At 52.6% G+C, this 17873-nt stretch carries 26 protein-coding genes; 22 read left to right on the plus strand and 4 right to left on the minus strand.

What is annotated here, in order from left to right; all coding sequences use genetic code 11:
• Window positions 1–670 precede the first annotated feature (670 nt).
• Together QPL96_RS13175 and QPL96_RS13180 are read right to left on the minus strand one after the other, a co-directional pair.
• Window positions 671–928 (minus strand): hypothetical protein, encoded by a 258-nt coding sequence (locus QPL96_RS13175; RefSeq protein ID WP_303287796.1) that lies wholly within the window; start codon window positions 926–928, stop codon window positions 671–673.
• A gap of 103 nt (window positions 929–1031) precedes the next feature.
• The gene (locus tag QPL96_RS13180) at window positions 1032–2129 is read right to left on the minus strand and encodes a hypothetical protein (RefSeq protein ID WP_303287797.1); all 1098 of its coding nucleotides are present in this window, start codon (window positions 2127–2129) and stop codon (window positions 1032–1034) included.
• Window positions 2130–2752: 623 nt separating this feature from the next.
• Between QPL96_RS13180 and QPL96_RS13185 the strand changes: the two genes are divergently transcribed.
• The 6 genes from QPL96_RS13185 to QPL96_RS13210 all read left to right on the plus strand — a co-directional run bounded on the left by QPL96_RS13185 (window position 2753) and on the right by QPL96_RS13210 (window position 4832).
• A complete protein-coding gene (locus tag QPL96_RS13185) occupies window positions 2753–3079 on the plus strand; it encodes a hypothetical protein (protein ID WP_011783420.1) in 327 nt (108 codons plus the stop codon).
• 3 nt (window positions 3080–3082) lie between these two features.
• Complete coding sequence (locus tag QPL96_RS13190; protein ID WP_157680784.1) at window positions 3083–3232, plus strand: hypothetical protein; 150 nt, start codon at window positions 3083–3085, stop codon at window positions 3230–3232.
• Window positions 3233–3564: 332 nt separating this feature from the next.
• A complete protein-coding gene (locus QPL96_RS13195; protein ID WP_303287798.1) occupies window positions 3565–3798 on the plus strand; it encodes a hypothetical protein in 234 nt (77 codons plus the stop codon).
• On the plus strand, window positions 3798–4127 hold the full coding sequence (locus tag QPL96_RS13200; protein WP_303287799.1) for a hypothetical protein: 330 nt from the start codon (window positions 3798–3800) through the stop codon (window positions 4125–4127). Before QPL96_RS13195 ends, QPL96_RS13200 begins: the two co-directional genes overlap by 1 nt.
• Before the next feature lie 2 nt (window positions 4128–4129).
• On the plus strand, window positions 4130–4567 hold the full coding sequence (locus QPL96_RS13205; protein WP_072678481.1) for a single-stranded DNA-binding protein: 438 nt from the start codon (window positions 4130–4132) through the stop codon (window positions 4565–4567).
• A gap of 73 nt (window positions 4568–4640) precedes the next feature.
• Window positions 4641–4832, plus strand: coding sequence for a hypothetical protein (locus tag QPL96_RS13210; protein ID WP_041657523.1), 192 nt, complete (start codon window positions 4641–4643; stop codon window positions 4830–4832).
• Here QPL96_RS13210 and QPL96_RS13215 read toward each other — a convergent pair.
• Entirely contained in the window at window positions 4819–5139 is a 321-nt protein-coding gene (locus QPL96_RS13215; protein WP_303287800.1) for a hypothetical protein, read from the minus strand. The genes QPL96_RS13210 and QPL96_RS13215 overlap by 14 nt on opposite strands.
• Window positions 5140–5198: 59 nt before the next feature.
• Between QPL96_RS13215 and QPL96_RS13220 the strand changes: the two genes are divergently transcribed.
• The 10 genes from QPL96_RS13220 (at window position 5199) to QPL96_RS13265 (ending at window position 14147) form a co-directional block, all read left to right on the plus strand.
• Window positions 5199–6158, plus strand: coding sequence for a recombinase RecT (locus QPL96_RS13220; protein ID WP_072678483.1), 960 nt, complete (start codon window positions 5199–5201; stop codon window positions 6156–6158).
• Between the two features lie 82 nt (window positions 6159–6240).
• Window positions 6241–6525 (plus strand): hypothetical protein, encoded by a 285-nt coding sequence (locus QPL96_RS13225; RefSeq protein WP_072678484.1) that lies wholly within the window; start codon window positions 6241–6243, stop codon window positions 6523–6525.
• Between the two features lie 68 nt (window positions 6526–6593).
• Entirely contained in the window at window positions 6594–7598 is a 1005-nt protein-coding gene (locus tag QPL96_RS13230; RefSeq protein WP_083557638.1) for a YqaJ viral recombinase family protein, read from the plus strand.
• A 330-nt stretch (window positions 7599–7928) separates the two neighbouring features.
• Window positions 7929–8873: an AAA family ATPase gene (locus QPL96_RS13235; protein WP_228263806.1), complete on the plus strand. Its 945-nt coding sequence runs from the start codon at window positions 7929–7931 to the stop codon at window positions 8871–8873.
• A complete protein-coding gene (locus QPL96_RS13240; protein ID WP_011783428.1) occupies window positions 8870–9607 on the plus strand; it encodes a hypothetical protein in 738 nt (245 codons plus the stop codon). The genes QPL96_RS13235 and QPL96_RS13240 overlap by 4 nt, the downstream gene beginning before the upstream one ends.
• Before the next feature lie 91 nt (window positions 9608–9698).
• Complete coding sequence (locus QPL96_RS13245) at window positions 9699–10616, plus strand: DUF3150 domain-containing protein (protein WP_011783429.1); 918 nt, start codon at window positions 9699–9701, stop codon at window positions 10614–10616.
• Window positions 10617–10624: 8 nt separating this feature from the next.
• On the plus strand, window positions 10625–12379 hold the full coding sequence (locus QPL96_RS13250) for a VWA domain-containing protein (protein ID WP_011783430.1): 1755 nt from the start codon (window positions 10625–10627) through the stop codon (window positions 12377–12379).
• A gap of 76 nt (window positions 12380–12455) precedes the next feature.
• Window positions 12456–12752 (plus strand): hypothetical protein, encoded by a 297-nt coding sequence (locus tag QPL96_RS13255; RefSeq protein WP_011783431.1) that lies wholly within the window; start codon window positions 12456–12458, stop codon window positions 12750–12752.
• A 70-nt stretch (window positions 12753–12822) separates the two neighbouring features.
• Window positions 12823–12984, plus strand: a complete 162-nt coding sequence (locus QPL96_RS13260) for a hypothetical protein (RefSeq protein ID WP_157680783.1) — start codon at window positions 12823–12825, stop codon at window positions 12982–12984.
• A gap of 119 nt (window positions 12985–13103) precedes the next feature.
• A complete protein-coding gene (locus QPL96_RS13265; protein WP_303287801.1) occupies window positions 13104–14147 on the plus strand; it encodes a toprim domain-containing protein in 1044 nt (347 codons plus the stop codon).
• A gap of 50 nt (window positions 14148–14197) precedes the next feature.
• Here the strand turns inward: QPL96_RS13265 and QPL96_RS13270 are convergent, their stop codons facing one another.
• Window positions 14198–14920, minus strand: a complete 723-nt coding sequence (locus tag QPL96_RS13270) for a DNA-binding protein (RefSeq protein WP_303287802.1) — start codon at window positions 14918–14920, stop codon at window positions 14198–14200.
• Between the two features lie 513 nt (window positions 14921–15433).
• On the opposite strand from QPL96_RS13270, the gene QPL96_RS13275 reads away from it, so the two are divergent.
• From QPL96_RS13275 to QPL96_RS13300, 6 genes are all read left to right on the plus strand, one after another.
• Entirely contained in the window at window positions 15434–15982 is a 549-nt protein-coding gene (locus tag QPL96_RS13275) for a hypothetical protein (RefSeq protein WP_202348411.1), read from the plus strand.
• Window positions 15983–16090: 108 nt separating this feature from the next.
• A complete protein-coding gene (locus QPL96_RS13280) occupies window positions 16091–16252 on the plus strand; it encodes a hypothetical protein (RefSeq protein ID WP_171040003.1) in 162 nt (53 codons plus the stop codon).
• Window positions 16253–16264: 12 nt separating this feature from the next.
• Entirely contained in the window at window positions 16265–16546 is a 282-nt protein-coding gene (locus QPL96_RS13285) for a hypothetical protein (RefSeq protein WP_138436168.1), read from the plus strand.
• A 3-nt stretch (window positions 16547–16549) separates the two neighbouring features.
• Complete coding sequence (locus QPL96_RS13290) at window positions 16550–16849, plus strand: hypothetical protein (protein ID WP_202348403.1); 300 nt, start codon at window positions 16550–16552, stop codon at window positions 16847–16849.
• Window positions 16850–16857: 8 nt separating this feature from the next.
• Window positions 16858–17274, plus strand: coding sequence for a hypothetical protein (locus tag QPL96_RS13295; RefSeq protein ID WP_303287803.1), 417 nt, complete (start codon window positions 16858–16860; stop codon window positions 17272–17274).
• Window positions 17275–17283: 9 nt separating this feature from the next.
• The gene (locus QPL96_RS13300; RefSeq protein WP_303287804.1) at window positions 17284–17871 is read left to right on the plus strand and encodes a hypothetical protein; all 588 of its coding nucleotides are present in this window, start codon (window positions 17284–17286) and stop codon (window positions 17869–17871) included.
• Window positions 17872–17873 lie beyond the last annotated feature (2 nt).

A 17873-nucleotide genomic window follows, 5' to 3' on the forward strand; every position in this document is an offset into this window, starting at 1 on the left:
AATTCATGGGGTCCAGCTGTGGCGCTCAGCTTTTCCATCCATTAACACCCGAGGGTGATCGGCGAAGCTCTTGTAGTGGTTAAAAATGAGAAATCGATGTAAGGATAGATCATGAGCAGAAAAGCTACGGGACCGGTATTTGTTCTTCCAGACGAGCCGGTCGCTCGGTTTTCACCAGAGATGGAGTCGTGCTTCGAGATGCTGCACCGAGCAGTTTCACGAGGAGTCGAAATCCCAGATACGGTGGACTCAATTGTGGGATTAGTGAAACAGCTAAAGAGTCTTTACTACATCATGCGGGATCACTTCGAAGCTGATGACGGCATTTCCCAGACTGTAGCTGACGCGCTGCCGGAAATCGAGATTGGGCCGGTGACGACTATGCTGTCCTCGTGGGAGCAGAATCACGCCGTAGGGAGTCGCGAGTACGAGCAAAGAAATTATCAGACGACTCAAGTGCCACTGTATACGGATCCCGCAGACCGGTTTCATGGGTACGTGGACTGCTGGCGGCTATACCGTGTTTGGCTCTTTGAAGCGAATCGAGCACTCACAATATGTAGAACACGGATATCTGATGAGGCCCCAGATCAGCCACTAAGACGCTATGATTGGCTGATATAGCAAAGAAACTGTAAGCCGACGGCGACCTTCATCCACTTCCGCACTGTTACCAATTCTGAGCCTGGTACAGTAAGACATCCTCAACCGAAAGCTCCATCTCTGCTTCCTCACCAAGATCAACGATGATTTTCTGCGCCTTCTCCAGAATGTCGTCCGCCTGGTGCTCCTGAAAAAAGAACTCATCATCGTCGCCGCGCATGATCGATACCGTTGGCAGCATTGACTCAATTTGCACGTATTGGCCGCTTTCACGAGCACTGTTGGCGATTCTCAAAATTTGCTGAATCAGTTCTTTGTTTTGCACGGGGCACGCCCTTTTGTCTAACGTGGATTCGGTGGACTGCAATTTGCCACCGATACTAAACGCATCAGCACATCTCGTAAATCTCTACCTATGTGTTTCCTGGCTACTCTTCCAGGGTATAGGCGTCGGCGCCACGGGCCGCGACTACCGTATCGCGAACAAACACCCAACGCGAACCGACGGGTTTGCTTTCGTACTCCCCCTGATAGTAACGCTTATCCTTGAGCTGCCGGAAATGCCATTGCCGGTAGTGCATACCCGGTGCCGAGTGGTGCTCACTCATTGATTCACTGTAGCCGAGCGTGAAGCTCTGACTGCCTTTGCGATCCAGCCGACCCTCGATATGGGGTGCCAGCTCGCCCGGAAAACCGGGTTTCAGCAGATCACCGTTGGTCGCCATGTTGTATACAGACAGCGCACAAACAATCTTGAATGCGTAGAATTCAGCCGCTTCGTCCTCTCGGGAGAGTCCGCGAACCCGGTAATTGGCCTGTTTCATAGGACCAAGCCGTTGTGAAAACTCCTCCGGAGTTGAGGCTGAAAGAAGATCGCCGATTCGACTAAATCCTTCTGATCCCCTGATGGTCGAAGACATCACGGGATCCCGGTTCCCATCCAACAAGGAGATGCACAGCAAAGGTTCATCCTTTTTTAACTCCTCAGAGACCGGATTCTGAGCTTCTTCGGGCACCTTGAAGTGGCGCTTGCAGGATTGTTCGTCAATACCCAAGCCTCGCGACAGCACCGGATTGAACGGCTGCTGCAGATAATTTGCATATCGCAGCATGATCTCTCGCGTCTCGTTCAGGCGGTAGCTGGTCACCAGAATGCCCCGAATGTGGGTGCCACCATGGGTAAAGCCCAGTGGCATCGGCAGCATGAATGCAGGGAAGGGCAGCTGGAAGCCGCCAACCACACTCAGATCGAATTTTGCATTGAGGAGACGTTCGATAAAACCAGCCGACTGGGGGAAAATAATGTGTTTGCCTTCCGACTCCCAAAAAAGCTCCTCGGCTATGACCAAACCGTCGAGGCCATACGCAGCTTCAGGGCTGGAAGCGATGAGATGCCGCGCCAGGTCATCATCTGACATCTTTCGAATCACTTTCTTCAGACCTGGCTCACTGCCCAAGGCTAGTCGGCCGCTCTGGGCAATCAGGCTTCGTCGTGTTCTGTAGATCTCGAATTTTTCGCGGCTCATAAAAAGCTCTGGTTGTTGGTTGTGTGTATTGGATTAGCTTATATCCGCGATGAGTCTAAGCAACCTTAATCGACGATTATCACATTCGGTACCGGGCGGCGTCTGGTGTGGCCCCTCAAAATCTTGCCCATTGTGCGTCCATACTCATTGTACTGTTACAGATTCCCAGCAGAAGGCCCTATAAACCGTGAGATCTGTATTACGGCCCGTCACAACTCACGCAATCCACCACCGGTAACAATCCTGAGCATTTTGCTCGAATAACTGCTTGTCAGGCGCAGACCGGTGTTGTAACTTTCTCTTTGATGCCTCACCGAGTCGACCCTGGCATCAGGCTCATAGCCAGACTCAAACCTCCCGTATCCTCGCATCTGCGTTGTTCAACCCTGTAGTTCTGTTCTTCAGTGCATCCCTTGCTGCTGGATTTTCTCGCTATAAGCCAGAACTCCGGTCATGCCGTGCTTTTTTCTTTGAGAGGGCAGGGCTGACCGTGTAAACGGCGATCTCCGGAATCTTGTTGCTGCAGTTCTCCGAACTCGGCACCTGATAAGCATCCCCAACCTAGCCACGAAACGGATGCGATTGCTGCGGCAATCTGGCTTAACGCTAAACCGGAGAAAACCATGTTCACATCAAATCAAAAGCTGTACATCAGCTCAAAAACCAACGCTGCCCGCTGGAGAGCTGTTTCAATGGCGGTAACCAGTTTTACTGTGTTACCCATCAGCCTGTCTCTTTGGGAAGTCATGATCAACTCTGACATCCTGAAGCTGGCGATCTATATGATCTTTGCGATCATCATTCTCGCCATACGGGTCATTGTTGCTGGTAAGGTCGCTTATCACACAACCGTTGTTGAACTCTTACGAACCCGTCTGGATCATCCCCCCAATTCCCCAAAGGAGTTGAAGGATGATCAAGAATCAACCAAACTGACAGGAGGTTCATAAGCTATGGAGGCTCAAGTGATAGTCTTTGTAGGTGTTTTAACAGCGCTCATCGTCGTCGGAATCGCAGTGGCCGCGAGAATTGATACTCTCAATCATCGCAAACTACTGGCCGAAGCCGATAAAGAGCACGGCCATACCGCACATCAGTCCTGAGTCTTCCGACTCTATTCTCCTCGCTTCTCGCGAACTCCCCCAGACAGTACGCGCAACTGACTCGAGCTGCTTAACCTCAGCCCGGTGTCTTTGCGTGTCTGTCTTTATCTCACCTGGTACGCCAATTCTCACGCCCTAGTGTTCCGAGGCCACTGCGGCCTGTGTCCCTGTCAACGGATACAGACTTGAGTGTGTCCTCAGTGAAGCTTTCCAAGAATCTTGCTGCTGACCGTTCATAGAACGCCGGCGCCTGATAAGCATCCCCAACTAAGCCATGAAATGGATGCGATTGCTGCGGCAATCTGGTTTCACACTCAAAAAAGGAACGCTTCATGAATCTTCATGAAATCGATGCCCCCAAGCATCACTCTACCCACGCCAACAAAATCGGGTACCTAATAAAACTGGCCATCGAGAAAAGCACCCATGGGCGCTATATCGTGGCCACCTCGCAAGCTGGTGAAGTGTTGGTTCTTCCTCACTTCAACGCTTCGACCAGAAATGACCTGACCTGGGTGTATGACACCGAGTTCGGCTATGTCTTTTCGACTAAACGGAGTGCGTGATGGAACTGTTGATCGGTTTGTTTGCGCTTTTCTGGTTCTGCTTCGGCAGCCTGGTTGTCTTCAATGCCATGAGATGGGGCACCGCTCTTAGCGATCGCCTACTCGTGGTTATGGGGCAAACCCTGAAATGGGCCCTTCAGCACTGTGTTAAAGGGCTTGTCCTTCTGATTCGGTATGCATTTAGCCGCGTCAAGAAACCTGAACACATGGCTATCCGGCCAATTATTGCTACGCCTCTCGAACTTGAGCACATGCGTAGGCAGCAACTCATCCAGTCCAACAGCCGTGTGCCTGTTGAGATTGAATACACTCCACCCAAGAGGAAATGATTATGTATCAGAAAGTCCAGCTCATCGGCCGACTTGGCCAGAAAGATGTTCGCTCTACGCCAACCGGCACCCAGGTTGTCTCTTATTCTGTCGCTACATCCAAGTCCATCAAGGACAAGGAATCGCAGCAATGGAAAGAAACAACCGAATGGCATCGCTGTGTTTCATTCGGTAAAGCCGCTGAACACATCGCGATGAATATCGAACCTGGGGATCTTCTGCTCATTGAAGGCGAATTGAAAACCCGTCAATGGCGAAGTCAGAACGGAGAAGATCGGTTTACCACGGAAATTATGGTGAACGACTTCCCGAAAAAGCTCCCGAAGTATTTCAAACGAGATGCTCAGGGCGCCCAGAACGGTCTTGCCGTACCTTCAGGTCAGACTTCACAGGAGAGCCCGCCCATCGACAATTACGATTGGGACGACATTCCGCTGTAGTGAAGTAGACCAATAAACCCGGATGGGGACTTTCCCCTGACCGGAGAGCCCCATCCTTTTCAAAGGAACAGCCATGGGGTTTTCAAGAAAAGAGGTCCATTACTGGCTGGAGACAGCGAGTGATGAGCAGCTCAAACGGCACCTGGCAAATTCGCAAGAAATGCTTGTGTTACTCACCAACCGGGAGCAGATCAAATCGCTGAAGTGGCTTCGCGCCAGAATCATCGAAGAGATCAATGCCCGTGCCGAGGCTAAACAATCCTGAACGATTGTTTGCGCTTCATCTTTTCAATCAGAGCTTTCTGCTCTTCATCTGAACCAAACGCAATGGATCGCACGGCCTGCCACTCTGTGGTGTTCGGCTGACCTTCCAGCATTCGGTCAGTTTGCTCTCTGAGGTACTCCAGAAAGTAAGGCCTCGCGGCCTTTCTGCTCTGAAGGTACTCCTCATAGGACTTGATGGACTTTGGATCAATGCCCGCTTTTGCCAGCAAAGGCCCCTGTTCCTCAAGCCCAACCGATGTGAACCGAAAATTGCCTGCGTCATCGACGATGTAATGGTTGGTCTGCATCAACTCTCACCTCTTCAGGGATTATCCCCCTGAACACTCAACTCGCAAGGGATCATTTTATGACTCACACACCGCAAGTCGTGAAACCCGCTCAGTGGCATCAGGCCATTGAATCCTCAAAAGAGAAGTTTTCCGGCTCCGGCCTGGACTTCAAACAAGAGCAGATCTTTGCCACTCAGCAGTTAATGAACAATTCATACCTGCTCGATGTCGCAAAGAATAACCCGTCTAGCCTCAGGCTTGCGATGTACAACGTCGCGGCTGTGGGCTTAACCCTCAACCCAAACCAGGGTCTGGCCTATCTCGTTCCACGCAGATTGCGCCGAAACGAAGACGCCAAGGTCATGCTCGATATCTCTTATCGCGGCCTGATCGCAATCGGCGTTGAAACTGGTGCTATCCGGTGGGCCAAGGCTGAACTCGTCTATGAGAATGATGAGTTCACCTACAAAGGCCCCGCCGATAAACCCGATCACAAATGCGATCCGTTTTCGACGGATCGAGGCGCTATTCGCGGGGGTTACTGCCTTGCGGAGCTGCCTTCCGGTGGCGTTCTCGTTGAAGCTATGTCCAAGGCGGACATGGATAAAATTCGGGATGTCAGCGAAGCCTTCAAAAAAGGCTTTGGACCATGGGTTGATTGGGCTGAACAAATGATGCTCAAGAGCATTGTTAAACGAGCGAGCAAATGGTGGCCGATGTCGACGCCCCGTATGGCCCGGGCCCTTCAGATTCTCAATGAGGAAAATGGAGAAGGCCTGGCTGTGCTGGCAAACAATGTCGTCTCACCGGCTGCTCTTCCTGCACCACCGCCACGTGACGAGGTATCCATTGCTGTTCAAAACACCGTGAAACAACTGGTGGACCGGGCAGTGCAACAAAATGCCTTCGAAGCGTGCAAAGAAGTTATGGAAAGTCGAATCAAACAGCCAGCAGAGCTGGCCTGGGCGTTCGACGAGCTTGAAAAAGCCAGAACCGAGTGCAACTCGGACATCAGCGATCAAGCAGTCAATTCCTAACCACCTATAAACCACCCAAGGGGGTCATGAGCCTCCTTCGGAGTGTTCATCCCCCCTCTTAACCCTCAAGAGGACTTAACCGATGAACACTCAACGCAAACCCGTGATGTTTTACTTCGAACGCTTGGAACAAATGCGTGACTTTGGCTCGTTCAGGGTCGAAGCGGTTTTTGAGTCTCACAAGGAAGCTGAGCAATCCGACGGGAAACCAGCCTGGTATTCCGTCATTGGTCAATTCAGGCCTGACGTTCAGTTTCAGTATCCGGAGTTCCCGGTCGCTGATTTTCCGTGTGAAAACTACGCGAAGTTGTTCGCCGAAATGTGCGAGCAGTACATCACAGACCAAGCGATCGCAATGACCGCTTAATCACTCAACCTTCCCAATGGGGTAATGCACCCCTTTGGGCGGCATTACCCCGATCAGGAGATCTCGTAATGCCGAAAATGACTGTAGTAGACCTGAACCAGCGTTCAGACGAATGGTTGAACTGGAGAAGTCTGGGGGTCACCGCCACCGACATTCCCGTCATTCTGGGACTCAGCCCTTACAAGACCGTTTGGCAGCTCTGGGCTGAGAAAACAGGTCGCATTAACCCACCAGATCTCTCTGGTAATCCCAACATCCAGCGGGGCATTGCTCTGGAGGATGAGGCACGCAAGGTCGCAGAAAACCGTTACGGTGAAATTCTGCTACCGGTGTGCGGCGAATGTGCGCGATGGGATGTACTTCGTGCGTCATTCGATGGCATCGATTCACACAATCAGCCTTATGAGTTCAAAGCGCCCTCCAAAGCAGTCTGGGAGGATCTTGAAGCCAACGGCGTTGCGTCACCGACATTCAAGCTTTACGAAGCCCAGGTGCAGGCACAGTTAACTGTTGCTGGCACCCGTGTCGGACGGCTGATTTTCTACCGTGAAGACGGTTCGGATCAGGATTTCGAGATTCGACTGACGCCTGAACGTGAGAACCAGATTCTGGAAGCGGCCAAGCAGTTCTGGGAACAAGTCCAGACCAAAACCCCTCCTGAACTGGACCCTGATCGTGACTGGTATATACCGGAAAGCGGAACGGAAAAGTTCAAGTGGGAAGCCTATGCCGATGCCTGGCGCAGCCAGCAGCATCGCATCAGGAAACTGAAGGACGAACTGAAGGCCTTGGAAAAAGACCAGAAGGGCGTCCAGCGTGCTATGACCGATCTGATGGGGGCGTTTCAACGCGCGGATATCGGAGGTGTCAAAGTTACGCGGTTTGAGAAGGCCGGCAGCATCGACTACCTCGCTTATCTGCGGGATACCTTCCCAGGTAAAGATGTGAGTAGCGAACTGGAACCCTATCGCAAACCAACTCGGGAAGAAGTTCGCTTCACCAAGTCAGAAGATGATTTGGTCAACCCCGCAGTTGATGAGCTGGTGACGTCAGTGAAGGCCGCTTACTTCTAATCCACTGCATGACTGTTCCGGGGTTTACCCCTCGGAACAGCTCATTTTCCGCTTTGTATCTGTCTCCCCTATGTTCTTCTTGGGTAGGGCCATAGGGAAGGCGGTTACCTGGCTCCAGGCAACTCCGAAAGCATTTTGTTCGTGCTTGCACGACAAAATAAGTGTCTATCCCGGATATTGAAACGGACACGACGGCTACGGCTGTATATCCACTCTCTTCAAATCTTTACCAGCCAGTAGGCCATCATCACCTACTGGGTGGTTGATGCGCTCTGGTTCGGTGAGAAACCTCACTCAAGGAGCCTTTTTATGACTGTACGCGACCAAGCTATGGCTATTCGCAACACCTTTAACCTGGACGTCCCGGTCGAAGTGATGACCGCTGGATTCTCTGATATCAGCAACCCGTTTATCCCAAAACGAAATGACGGTTATGTATTTCGCCGGGAGACACTGAGGGACATCCTGAGTTTTCTGGATGATCCCGATGGTGACGGATTGTACTTTTCTGGTCATTACGGTGCCGGAAAAACCACCTTGCCGTACCAAGTCGCCTCACGCCTTAACTGGCCGGTGCAGAGTTTTACTGCGCACTCGCGCATGGAATTCGATGACCTGGTGGGCACATGGAAACTGGTGAATGGCTCTATGGAGTTCGTCTACGGACCCCTTTCCATCGCCATGCGTGACGGCCATCTCTTTATTTTGAACGAGATTGACCGAGCTGATCCTGGTCAGCTAGCGGCTCTCCACGATGTCCTTGAAGGACACCCGCTGGTCATTGCGACAAACGGGGGAGAGATCATTCACGCCCATGAAAACTTTCGGTTCATCGTAAACGGCAACAGCCTCGGTTCTGGCGACAGCACCGGGCTGTATCAAGGCGTTAACCAGCTTGATATTGCCTTTCTGGATCGTTTCAGGATGGTTGAAGTGGACTATCCAACCGAGGATGTCGAACTGATGATCCTCGAACAGAAAACCCCGGAGCTGCCCGAAGAAATCCGCCGGAATATGGTTCGCGTTGCGAATCAGATCCGCAGGCTATTCATCGGCGGTGAAGAATCAGCGACACCGCTGACCGTCACCATGTCCACTCGTACGTTGTGCCGGTGGGCAAAGCTGTCTCTGAGTTTTCGTAATGCACCAAACGCTCTGGCCTACGCGCTTAAGCAGTCTCTGACCGCAAAAGCCGAACCTGAGCAGCGAATTGCCATCGAGCAGATCGCAAAGGACGTTTTTGGTTCGAACTGGACACAGGGAGATACCCAATGAGCGGATCGATTACCGTCCTGCACTACCGGGACTCAACCTCAGACAAGATCTGGGCCATCGACAGTAAGCCTAATTCGGATGGGGGTCATGACATCTGGTATGGCCGCCGTGGTTCCAGTCTCCGCTATTCGCCAACGAGTGACAGCAATTGGCGGAAACGGCTGAACGATAAGTTAGGCAAAGGTTACACCCGGGCAGAAGGCCTGACCGTGGACCCTGAAACCTGCCGCGTGATCGCTCTTTCCGAAGAGCAGAACTCGCTTCCCTCATCCTTGTGGTATCACGTCAGTTCGAAGGTCTCTGACCATCAAATGCGTGACTGGCTGGACGCCACAAGCGATCGTTTTGCAGAGCAATTCTGCGATATGGCGGAAGAACTGGAGCAGTTGCCGGTTTTTCAGTCGATTTACCATGGCAAGTACAGTGGCGGCGCTGAAATCAGCGAAGGGCCCCTTGCATTGCTTCTCCTGTTTGCATTTCGGCGCCACTTCCGGAAATCCGATACCTCGGACACCTTGCGTGGCCCGGTTCAGATTGCAGACGACAACAACCAACTTCTGACCTCGGACTTTGATGAGCTCATCGAGCTTATCGCCAAAGGATCAGAATTCGCGGCGCTGCGTCAGCGCTGCACCGAATCGGATTTCAAAAAATACGGTGTTGCACTGGGCGCATGTGATGCCCCGGTTGATCTGAACGCCATCTGTTCAGGCACCAAAGCCGCATTTTTCTGAGATCGACACTGAACCTCCAGGCTCATTGAGCCAAACCTCATACCCGCCGGAATCCCGGCGGTCACCACCTTCTCAACTCAGGAGATCCGACATGGAATTTATCCATGGAACCACCCTTGTCTATTTGAAAATGCGTTGCTGGTCCGGCGAGAAAAAAGCCTCACGGGACAGCGATATTCTTTTAGGCGTCAACGGCAAACTACCGCCACAGAAATTGCTGGACCTGGGCCGGAAGAAAATATTTCCGCCCAGGGCTCTCGATCCGCTGCTGAATAAGCGAAAAGCGGCTGAAAGAGCGTGTCTGGCACAGGGAACCCGCTTTATGGGTGGTTTCGCCGTTCGCGACGATGCCATCGATGACGTGGTTGCCAGACTGGAAACCGTAAAGCAGTCCTTTGAGTCAGCGTTGCAGCAATTTCTCAACGATTTTGACAGGAATAAAGAGGACTGGATCACGGAGAACGACGAATACGCTCACATTATCCGGGACCAGGTACCAGACCGGGAAACGGTAGCGAACGCATTCAAGTTCGAGTTCAAGCTCTACAAACTCCAACCCCTTGAGGGTTTTGAGCCGGATGAGGTCGAAATTGCTGACCAGATCCTGCACGAAATAGGCCTGAGCTGCCGGGAAATGTCCGATCGTCTGTTGGAGCGGAAACGCGCCATCAGCGGCCAGAACCTCTCGAAGCAGCTGGACCCGCTGGTCAGCAAACTGGACACCCTGAGCTTTGGCAACGGCCGGATTCTCAGGGTCCTGAGTGAGTTCCGAGCACTTCGGGAATCCATCCCCGCGGTTCGGATCGATCAGGATCACCCGTGTTTCGGGCGTGTGCTGACCTTTCTGACCATGTGTTCCGACGATAAAAAGCTGGAATGCATCGTAAACGGCCAGTTCTCGGTGACCAGGCTCATTGAAGGACTGAGAACGGATGTGAGCGAAAGCGGCGCTTCACTTGCATCAACCACACCAAAACCGTCTGTCGTTTCGATGGGCGCCTACTTCTAGGGGGTTATATGAGACATCAGAAAACTGCCCTGGAACGGGCATTGCCGATCGTAGCTGCGGCCTATGGGGAGCAGTTTGGGGTTCGCGTTGTGCTTTCGGGCAGCGATGCGTGCACCAACGGCCAGACGATTGTTCTACCGATGCTCGATTCGCTGTCTGAGCTAAAAGATGTTCTGTTCGGATATCTGGCTCATGAATCGGCTCACATTCGTGATTCCGACTTCACCACATTGAGCAGGTGCCGGTCGGCGATCGAACGCAACCTGACCAACCTGATTGAGGACATCCGGATAGAAGGCCTGATTCAGGACGCTTTTCCCGGTACCCGATTCACCCTGACGGCAATGGAGGAATATATCCATGCACAGGGATGGACCCCCGTACCAAGCAGTGAAGAAAACGAAGCATCACAGCTGTTTCGTTACCTCTACCACCGCTTGTATGGAGAGTATCTGTCCCGCGAGGTCTACCAACCGCTCATCACTGCCAGTCGACAGGTAGTAGAGCAAACCTTTCCCGCTGGCTTTTTCGTCCGTTTGGATGGATTGCTTGGGAAATACATGACCAACCTGCAGTGCAGTGACGATTGTCTTAAAGTTGCCCGAGCAATACTCAAGGCGCTGAAAGACGCTGAGGATGAGAAACAACAGCAGCAGACCGATTCCGGTGAAGCTCCGCAGCAGGACAAGCCCTTCCAGGGCGAGTCGTCTGGTGGAAGCGGAAGCCAGGACGCTGATGCCAATGAATCAACCTCAGAAAACCAGGGGGCAGGGGAGTCCGATTCTCCGGAGGATCCAGCCACCGCCCCGTCGTCCTGCACGGACCCGGCGAATCCGTCCGTTAGCTCCGATCCCGGGGATAACTCAACGGACGGCACGATGGATCAATCATCGAATGGCGCATCGACCCACGATCGGATCTTGCAAGAAACCGATTTGCCGGAAGATACCGCCAACCAACTGCGTGATGCTTTGTCGTCTCAAGCCCGCAAAGACCAGTCTGGACAGCATTTCCAGATTGATTCAGCTGTGGGGGAACTTGGTGGCAACGACCGGGGTGACAACGGGCAATTGCAGGCGGGCATTCTGACGTCGTCAGCGATCCGCAGTCGCCTGATTGGCCTGCTTCAAGCCCAAACCCGTCAGTCTCAGAGGCTTCATATCAGGGGCAGGCGGGTAGACGGTCGTCGACTGAGCCGTCTGGCTTCAGGTGATGCTCGCGTGTTTATCCAGCGCGATGAGACATCGCGACCGGAGACCTCGGTGCATGTTCTGCTTGATTGCAGTGGTTCCATGCAGCATCAGCAAGAAATTGCTAACCAGGCAACGGTCTCACTGGCGCTGGCGATATCAACGATTCCCAAGTGTGACATCGCAGTTTCGATGTTTCCCGGGAACGGTGGTTCTGTCAGCCCCATGATCCGACGCGGACAACCCGTTCGCCCGAATCTGGGGAGGTTTTGCGTGGACTCCGGTGGAGGAACTCCTCTGGCGGAAGCCATGCTTTACGCAGCCCGTGAACTTACTGCGAGCCATAAAGCTCGTCAGGTGATGATCGTCATAACCGATGGGGATCCCAACAATCCCCAGGCAGTGAACTACCTCAACGGCCTGATCAAAGGCCATATCGACACCTACGCCATCGGCATAGGGTCACCAGCGGTGAAACGCTTCTTCGAGAACTGGTGCGTCATCAGCGATGTGAGTCAGCTCCAATCGGCGCTTTTCAGCATCGCGAGCAACGTGCTCGAACTCGATATGTGATTTCACTTCTTTCCACCAACCCAGCGGGAACACGTTACCCGCAAGGGGTTGGCGTGTTTCTCCGCAAGGAGGACACATGGAGAACTACACCAGAAAACCGGAGCTCAGTGCGCCTTTGGGCGAACCGCTGGCGTTCCAGGACCAGGAGATCCCTGTCATCAGGGAAAAACTCCTGATCGAAACCGTCCGAAGTGCCTTTGGCGAATCACGTGGTGGCCTGCGAAGGAAGCCGTCTGATGAAGCCTGGGATTGGATACTGTCTGAAAACCGGGAAATGCCCTTTTCGTTTGCGCAGTGCTGTCGTGAATGGGAAGTCGACCCCGACAAAATGCTCGATTGGCTTCGGTACTACCGTCGCAAATTCATGAGCTGACTCAACCCCCACAAGGGACACACTGTCCCTCATGGGCTGGTGTGTCCCGTTCTTTTGAAAGGAACTCACCATGCCCTCATCCGAAAAAATCGAGCAAAGCCTGACAACCCGTCAGGGCAAGCCGATCCGCCTCATCACCATCTATGAGCCCGAGCGTGTCACCGAACTGTTTTACCAGCAGTTTGGTGATACCTGGGTGCCCTATAAGCGAGTCGTCCTGACGATTCACTGATGTCTCTGAGGGGGCTTTCGCCCCTTCTGTCCACTGCTCTGCAGTGGCAATCCATTGATAGTCACTGTTATTGAGGAGAAAACATGAATAAAAGAGACTCAACCAGCCTGAAACGCCGAATGGAGGGCCGCTGGCTCAGTGCCTTTCTGGCGCTTGCTCCGGCTCTGGAACAGGCCATCAGTAAAGTGGGCACCAATGTGCCTTGCCCCGTAGAGGGTGGTGTGGATGGATTTCGGCTTTTCCGCGACGCCAACATGACTGGAGGTGGCGTAAAACAGAACTGGCGCGTCATTCCCGAAGGCATCGATATGCTGATGTGGGTCAATGAGTGGTCCTTTACCAGGGCCTATGACGAACTCGAAGCCTTTCTTGGCAATCGATCTGTCGTAGCCGGACCGATACGTGTGCCCCAGCCAAAACCCATTGACGAGACCACGCTCAGGCTATGGTTGAATCAGGTTTGGCGGGAATCGGTATCCTTAAACGATCTGCGTGCCTATCCCGCAAGGGCCTACTTTGAGCGCAGAAGAGTGAAGAAAGCCGCGATGTCAGCCTGTGACCTGAGATTCCATTGCGCCCTGAATTACGTGGGCGCAGATGGCGGAGTTTTGGGGACCTATGGCGCGGTACTGGCCCTGGTTCGCAACAATGCGGGAGAGCCGGTATCCATTCATCGGACATTCATCACCAAGAGTGGCCTGAAAGTGGATTTTCTGGGACGTAAGAATAAAGCCAGAAAACTGACCCCCTCTGTGAATAAACACAGTAAGGGACGGCAGATCCGCCTCTTTCAGCAACCAAAAGGCGTCATTGGGATCGCGGAAGGGCTGGAAACGGCTCTCGCGGTGTCGCAGATGACAGGCCTGACGGTTTGGCCAACGCTATCAACCACCATGCTGCAGTCGTTTGAGCCGCCAGAAGGCGTCAACACAGTACTTGTGATGGTGGATAAAGATAGAAACCAGGCCGGAGAAATCGCTGCCAACACCCTGACTCAGCGTCTGACTGAGAAGGGGGTAGCTGTGATTCAACTTCTGCCACCAACGCCGATTCTTGAATCGGACATTAAAGGTGTCGATTGGGCAGATCAGCTGGTGAGAGATCCTCGAGGGTTTGACCTCATCTCTCAGGTGCTGAAAGATCGTCCACGAAAGACAGCTTAAATAACCATTGCCAAGGTCCAGGGGGGAAGCCAGACCCCTTGGGCCCTGGCTTACTTTTTGGTCATCGGGCCAATGGGTTTCATTTTCTCAAGCAGTTGGTCGATTTGTTTGGCATGATGCTGCGAAAGCTCATCCATTTGCGCTCTGAGTAAGCTTATCGTCTTGGCGAGCTCCTCATTCTCCCTTTTCTCTTCTTTCAAGGCCTCAAGCGCAGCGTCTTTTAGCGCGCCTTCATGGTGGTATTTTTCCTGAGCCACCGCCAGTGAGCGCTCAAGTTCTGAGACCTGGCGCTGTAGAATTTCTATATCTTTTCGAGCGGATTTCAGCTCGGACGATAATTTAATGCGCTCAGCGCGAGCATAACCGAGATCTTCTTCGAGCTCCTGCAGCATGGATTGGGCATCCAGCAACTCGGCCCTCGCTTTTTCCTGTTCCTTTCGGCTCATCTCCATATCCGACGCTGTTTGCTGCTGGATATGCGTTTCTGATTTTTCGTAAAGCTCAAGCGCTAACTGGCGCACACAGTCCATCAAAGGGGAGGCCAAGTCCTTCAGCGAGTGCTCGATATCTTTGGGTAGTCCCTGAGTTCTGGCGCTTGGACGCCCTTGGTTGCGCTCAGCTTCACAATGCTCCTCCCATACCCGAAGAAGGCGGTCTGGCGATCCACCCCCGGTCATTTTTCTGAGACCAAAGCCAGTAATCCGACGGCCCGCTTCCTGCAATTTTTTGCCGGCAGCAATGATTGCTTCATTGGATATTTCCGGGTGCCGCATGGCTAATCCTTCCGTGTTGTGGATGTGCCCAACAATAACAAAGAAACAAAAGAAACAAAAGAAACAAACTAATTATGGTTGTTTGAAGTGACCCAACTGAGATAGTGGCGTTTACTCAATGCTTCTCGCCAGGGAGTCTATGAGCGCTTTGGCTTGAGGGCTCTCGCAATCGACTAAGCGGATGCAGTAAGCGTTGCGGTATTTCTGACCTGCAGGTGCAAGTGGGTCATAGCCGTTCAGCTGTTCAAGACTGCGAAATGCCCCACAGCGGGAGCAACGAGGTCTGTCGATGCTGAGGACGTTCGATTGATCACTGGACATTGTGAGTTTCCGGCATGCTTTGATTGCTTCGCGATTCGCGCTGTTTTTGAGGATCACATGAGTGCGACCGTCGCTCCAAGTGTCTTAGAAACATACGCCAGGAACAAGATATCGTCTGGAGACAATGGGGTGAGTTGCCGGATCACGAGAGTGTGAGAGGGTAGTTTTGTGATCATTCGTGAGGGCTAACCCATGGTTTCAGCGATTTCCGGCATAGATTTGAACAAGCTCCAATGTCGGGGCCTATCCTCATCAAGGCACCGAAAAATAGCGCTATTCAGCACCCTCTCAATATGGGGCGGCACTGGCTACCTGTTGGTGAAGCTGGCGTTGTTACTTGAAGCGTCCGGTCTGGCTGACGAGGTAGGGCTGGCCTTAGCCTCGACAATTCTGGTCCATTTCATAGTAACCGGACAATGTGTGGTGCAGGCGATTGCCCGAACATTGGTCGAGAAAACACCTGTCGGTATTCTGTACCGGCGGGACAAAGCGGTTTTATCCATGGCGAGGGCTCAGTTGCTGGACCTGGCGGATAAAATCGCTTTCGAAGAGTTGCAAAGCTACGCAAAGATTAACCCTGCAGTGGCCGTTGCCGCCGCCGAGGTTATTGCGCACCAGAATGCGGGTGACCTTCAGCAATGGCTAAGTGCCCCACAAAACCTCAAGGCAATGGCAAATCATGTATACCAACTGGCTCTGGTAGAGGAAGCCATAAAGGCCGGCGACTACCCAAGACCATAGTCCCCCAACATCCTCAAAAGGGTCGCTCCATGGTGATCCTTTATCTCTCTTCGGCGCCGGTTGTTCTGCCTACCATCTACCGCTGTTGTTGATAGAGGAGAGCAGGGCATGTTCATCACCACACCATTTATCCGGTATTTCGTTAACCGGCTTTATGAATCCGGAAAACTCGATCTTCAGCAACGTGACCAACTGATTCTTCAGGATCGCCAGTTCAATGTCGCAATTACCGGCGCAGCCCTGTTCCTAATCGCGTCTCTGTTTATCTGATTGGAGTCTTCTTTGAACAATATTGTGCCTTTTGGATTCAAAGACAGAAAAAGATCGCCACAGATGTTCTCGGCTGATCTCTACGCCAGTGATCGGCGGAAATATCAATTCCAGACCGATGCAGAGTCGGTGACCGCCGTTTATTTCAAAGCCGTTGCATTCGCGTTCCAACAGGGTGCCGCGTTAATTCAGTGCGTTGCAATCTATGATGGGGCGGTATGTGAGCGCCAATCACACCAGGCACCGGTGAAAGTGTGGCATCAGGTTGACCATCGCGCCGCCGGCCAGAGCTGAACAATGATTCGTTGGTTGAGGTCGCCTCGTTCCTACCCCGTGCTTGTTGTGGCGCTCGCTTCCATTGCGATGTTTGCTGTCATCAGGTCAGGCGACCCGATAAGCCTGACGTTCCCGATTTTGCTTTTTATTTCGGCCAAGCTCAGCGTTCTTTTTGGCTTGGTTGAAATCGCCCTCTCTGTGTCCGGTTTGTACAAGTACAAAGACCGTGTTTATAGCTCGATCAGCCGCGCTATTACGGCTTTTGGCATGGCCATTAGCTTTATGTTGCTACTGGGGGCCTATGAGGCCGCGCGCCAATAGGAATAGCAATGAAAGTCTTCCATATCACGGAATACACGAGTTCGGGGCCGGTCGCAGACCGAGCTCTTTACACGCTGCTCGAAACGGTCACCAGCTTCAGCCTCTGTGAGTGTCGTGGTCGTGAACACGTCATGTTCTCGGGAATACACCCAGTCCTGGTTCTGGACCATTTCGATCAGGCCTTGAACCCACTTGCGATCATGAATCAGGTCAGAGCCTCGGAAATCAACATTGAGTGGCTGATGATCGTTGATAACTCCCCGCAACTCGATTTTTTGGAACAGCAGGGTCTCCGCCCCCTATGTCATTTGGTTCTGGGTGCGGACAGTAAACAGCGACAGTCGGTTTACCCAGCACCGACCCGAATAATCACAACGGTCTCGGGTGGCGTCAGTTTCCTGAAACAGCACCAACTGGCCGCATAGGGAGGTTTTATGGCGGAGAGTCATTCACAAGTTATCGGAGAACCAGGTTCAACGAAGAGGGTGGACGAGCCGGTTCGCTATGACGATGAGGAGGTGATCTGGCAGGGGAGTCCTTCACAGTTGGTGAATCTAGGGACGTACATTTTCTGGGGAATCATCACATTTGCCGCCGCGTTCGGACTGCTTTTGTGGAATTCTGGTATCGGGCGCTCATACGGTGAGGCCTTAGATCAAATGATTGAGTATGCAATTGCCGGCACCCTGGTATTTGCGATTCTGTCCTGTTTGATGGCTTATCTGAGCACTCGCTATGAGCGAACCGTGATTACCCGAAATAAAATCAAAGAAGCTAAAGGGATTACGTCAATTTTCCGCCGGGAACTGTTCTGTGAAATCAGCGATATAACAGATTTCAAAAGTCCCCCTGCAGGACTGCTCGGAATCTTCGGGCTGTCCACTCTCGTTATAGAAACACACGATGACGATCAGCCGATCATAAGCATTCGAGCCATTCCGGACCGGGATGCTCTCATCAAACTCCTTCTTCCAGTGTGGCGCAAAGCCAAAATGGACCGAAAAGGCTATTTCGCGGAGTAACT

The organism is Marinobacter sp. SS8-8 (genome assembly GCF_030540945.1).
In the GTDB taxonomy this organism is placed as follows: domain Bacteria; phylum Pseudomonadota; class Gammaproteobacteria; order Pseudomonadales; family Oleiphilaceae; genus Marinobacter.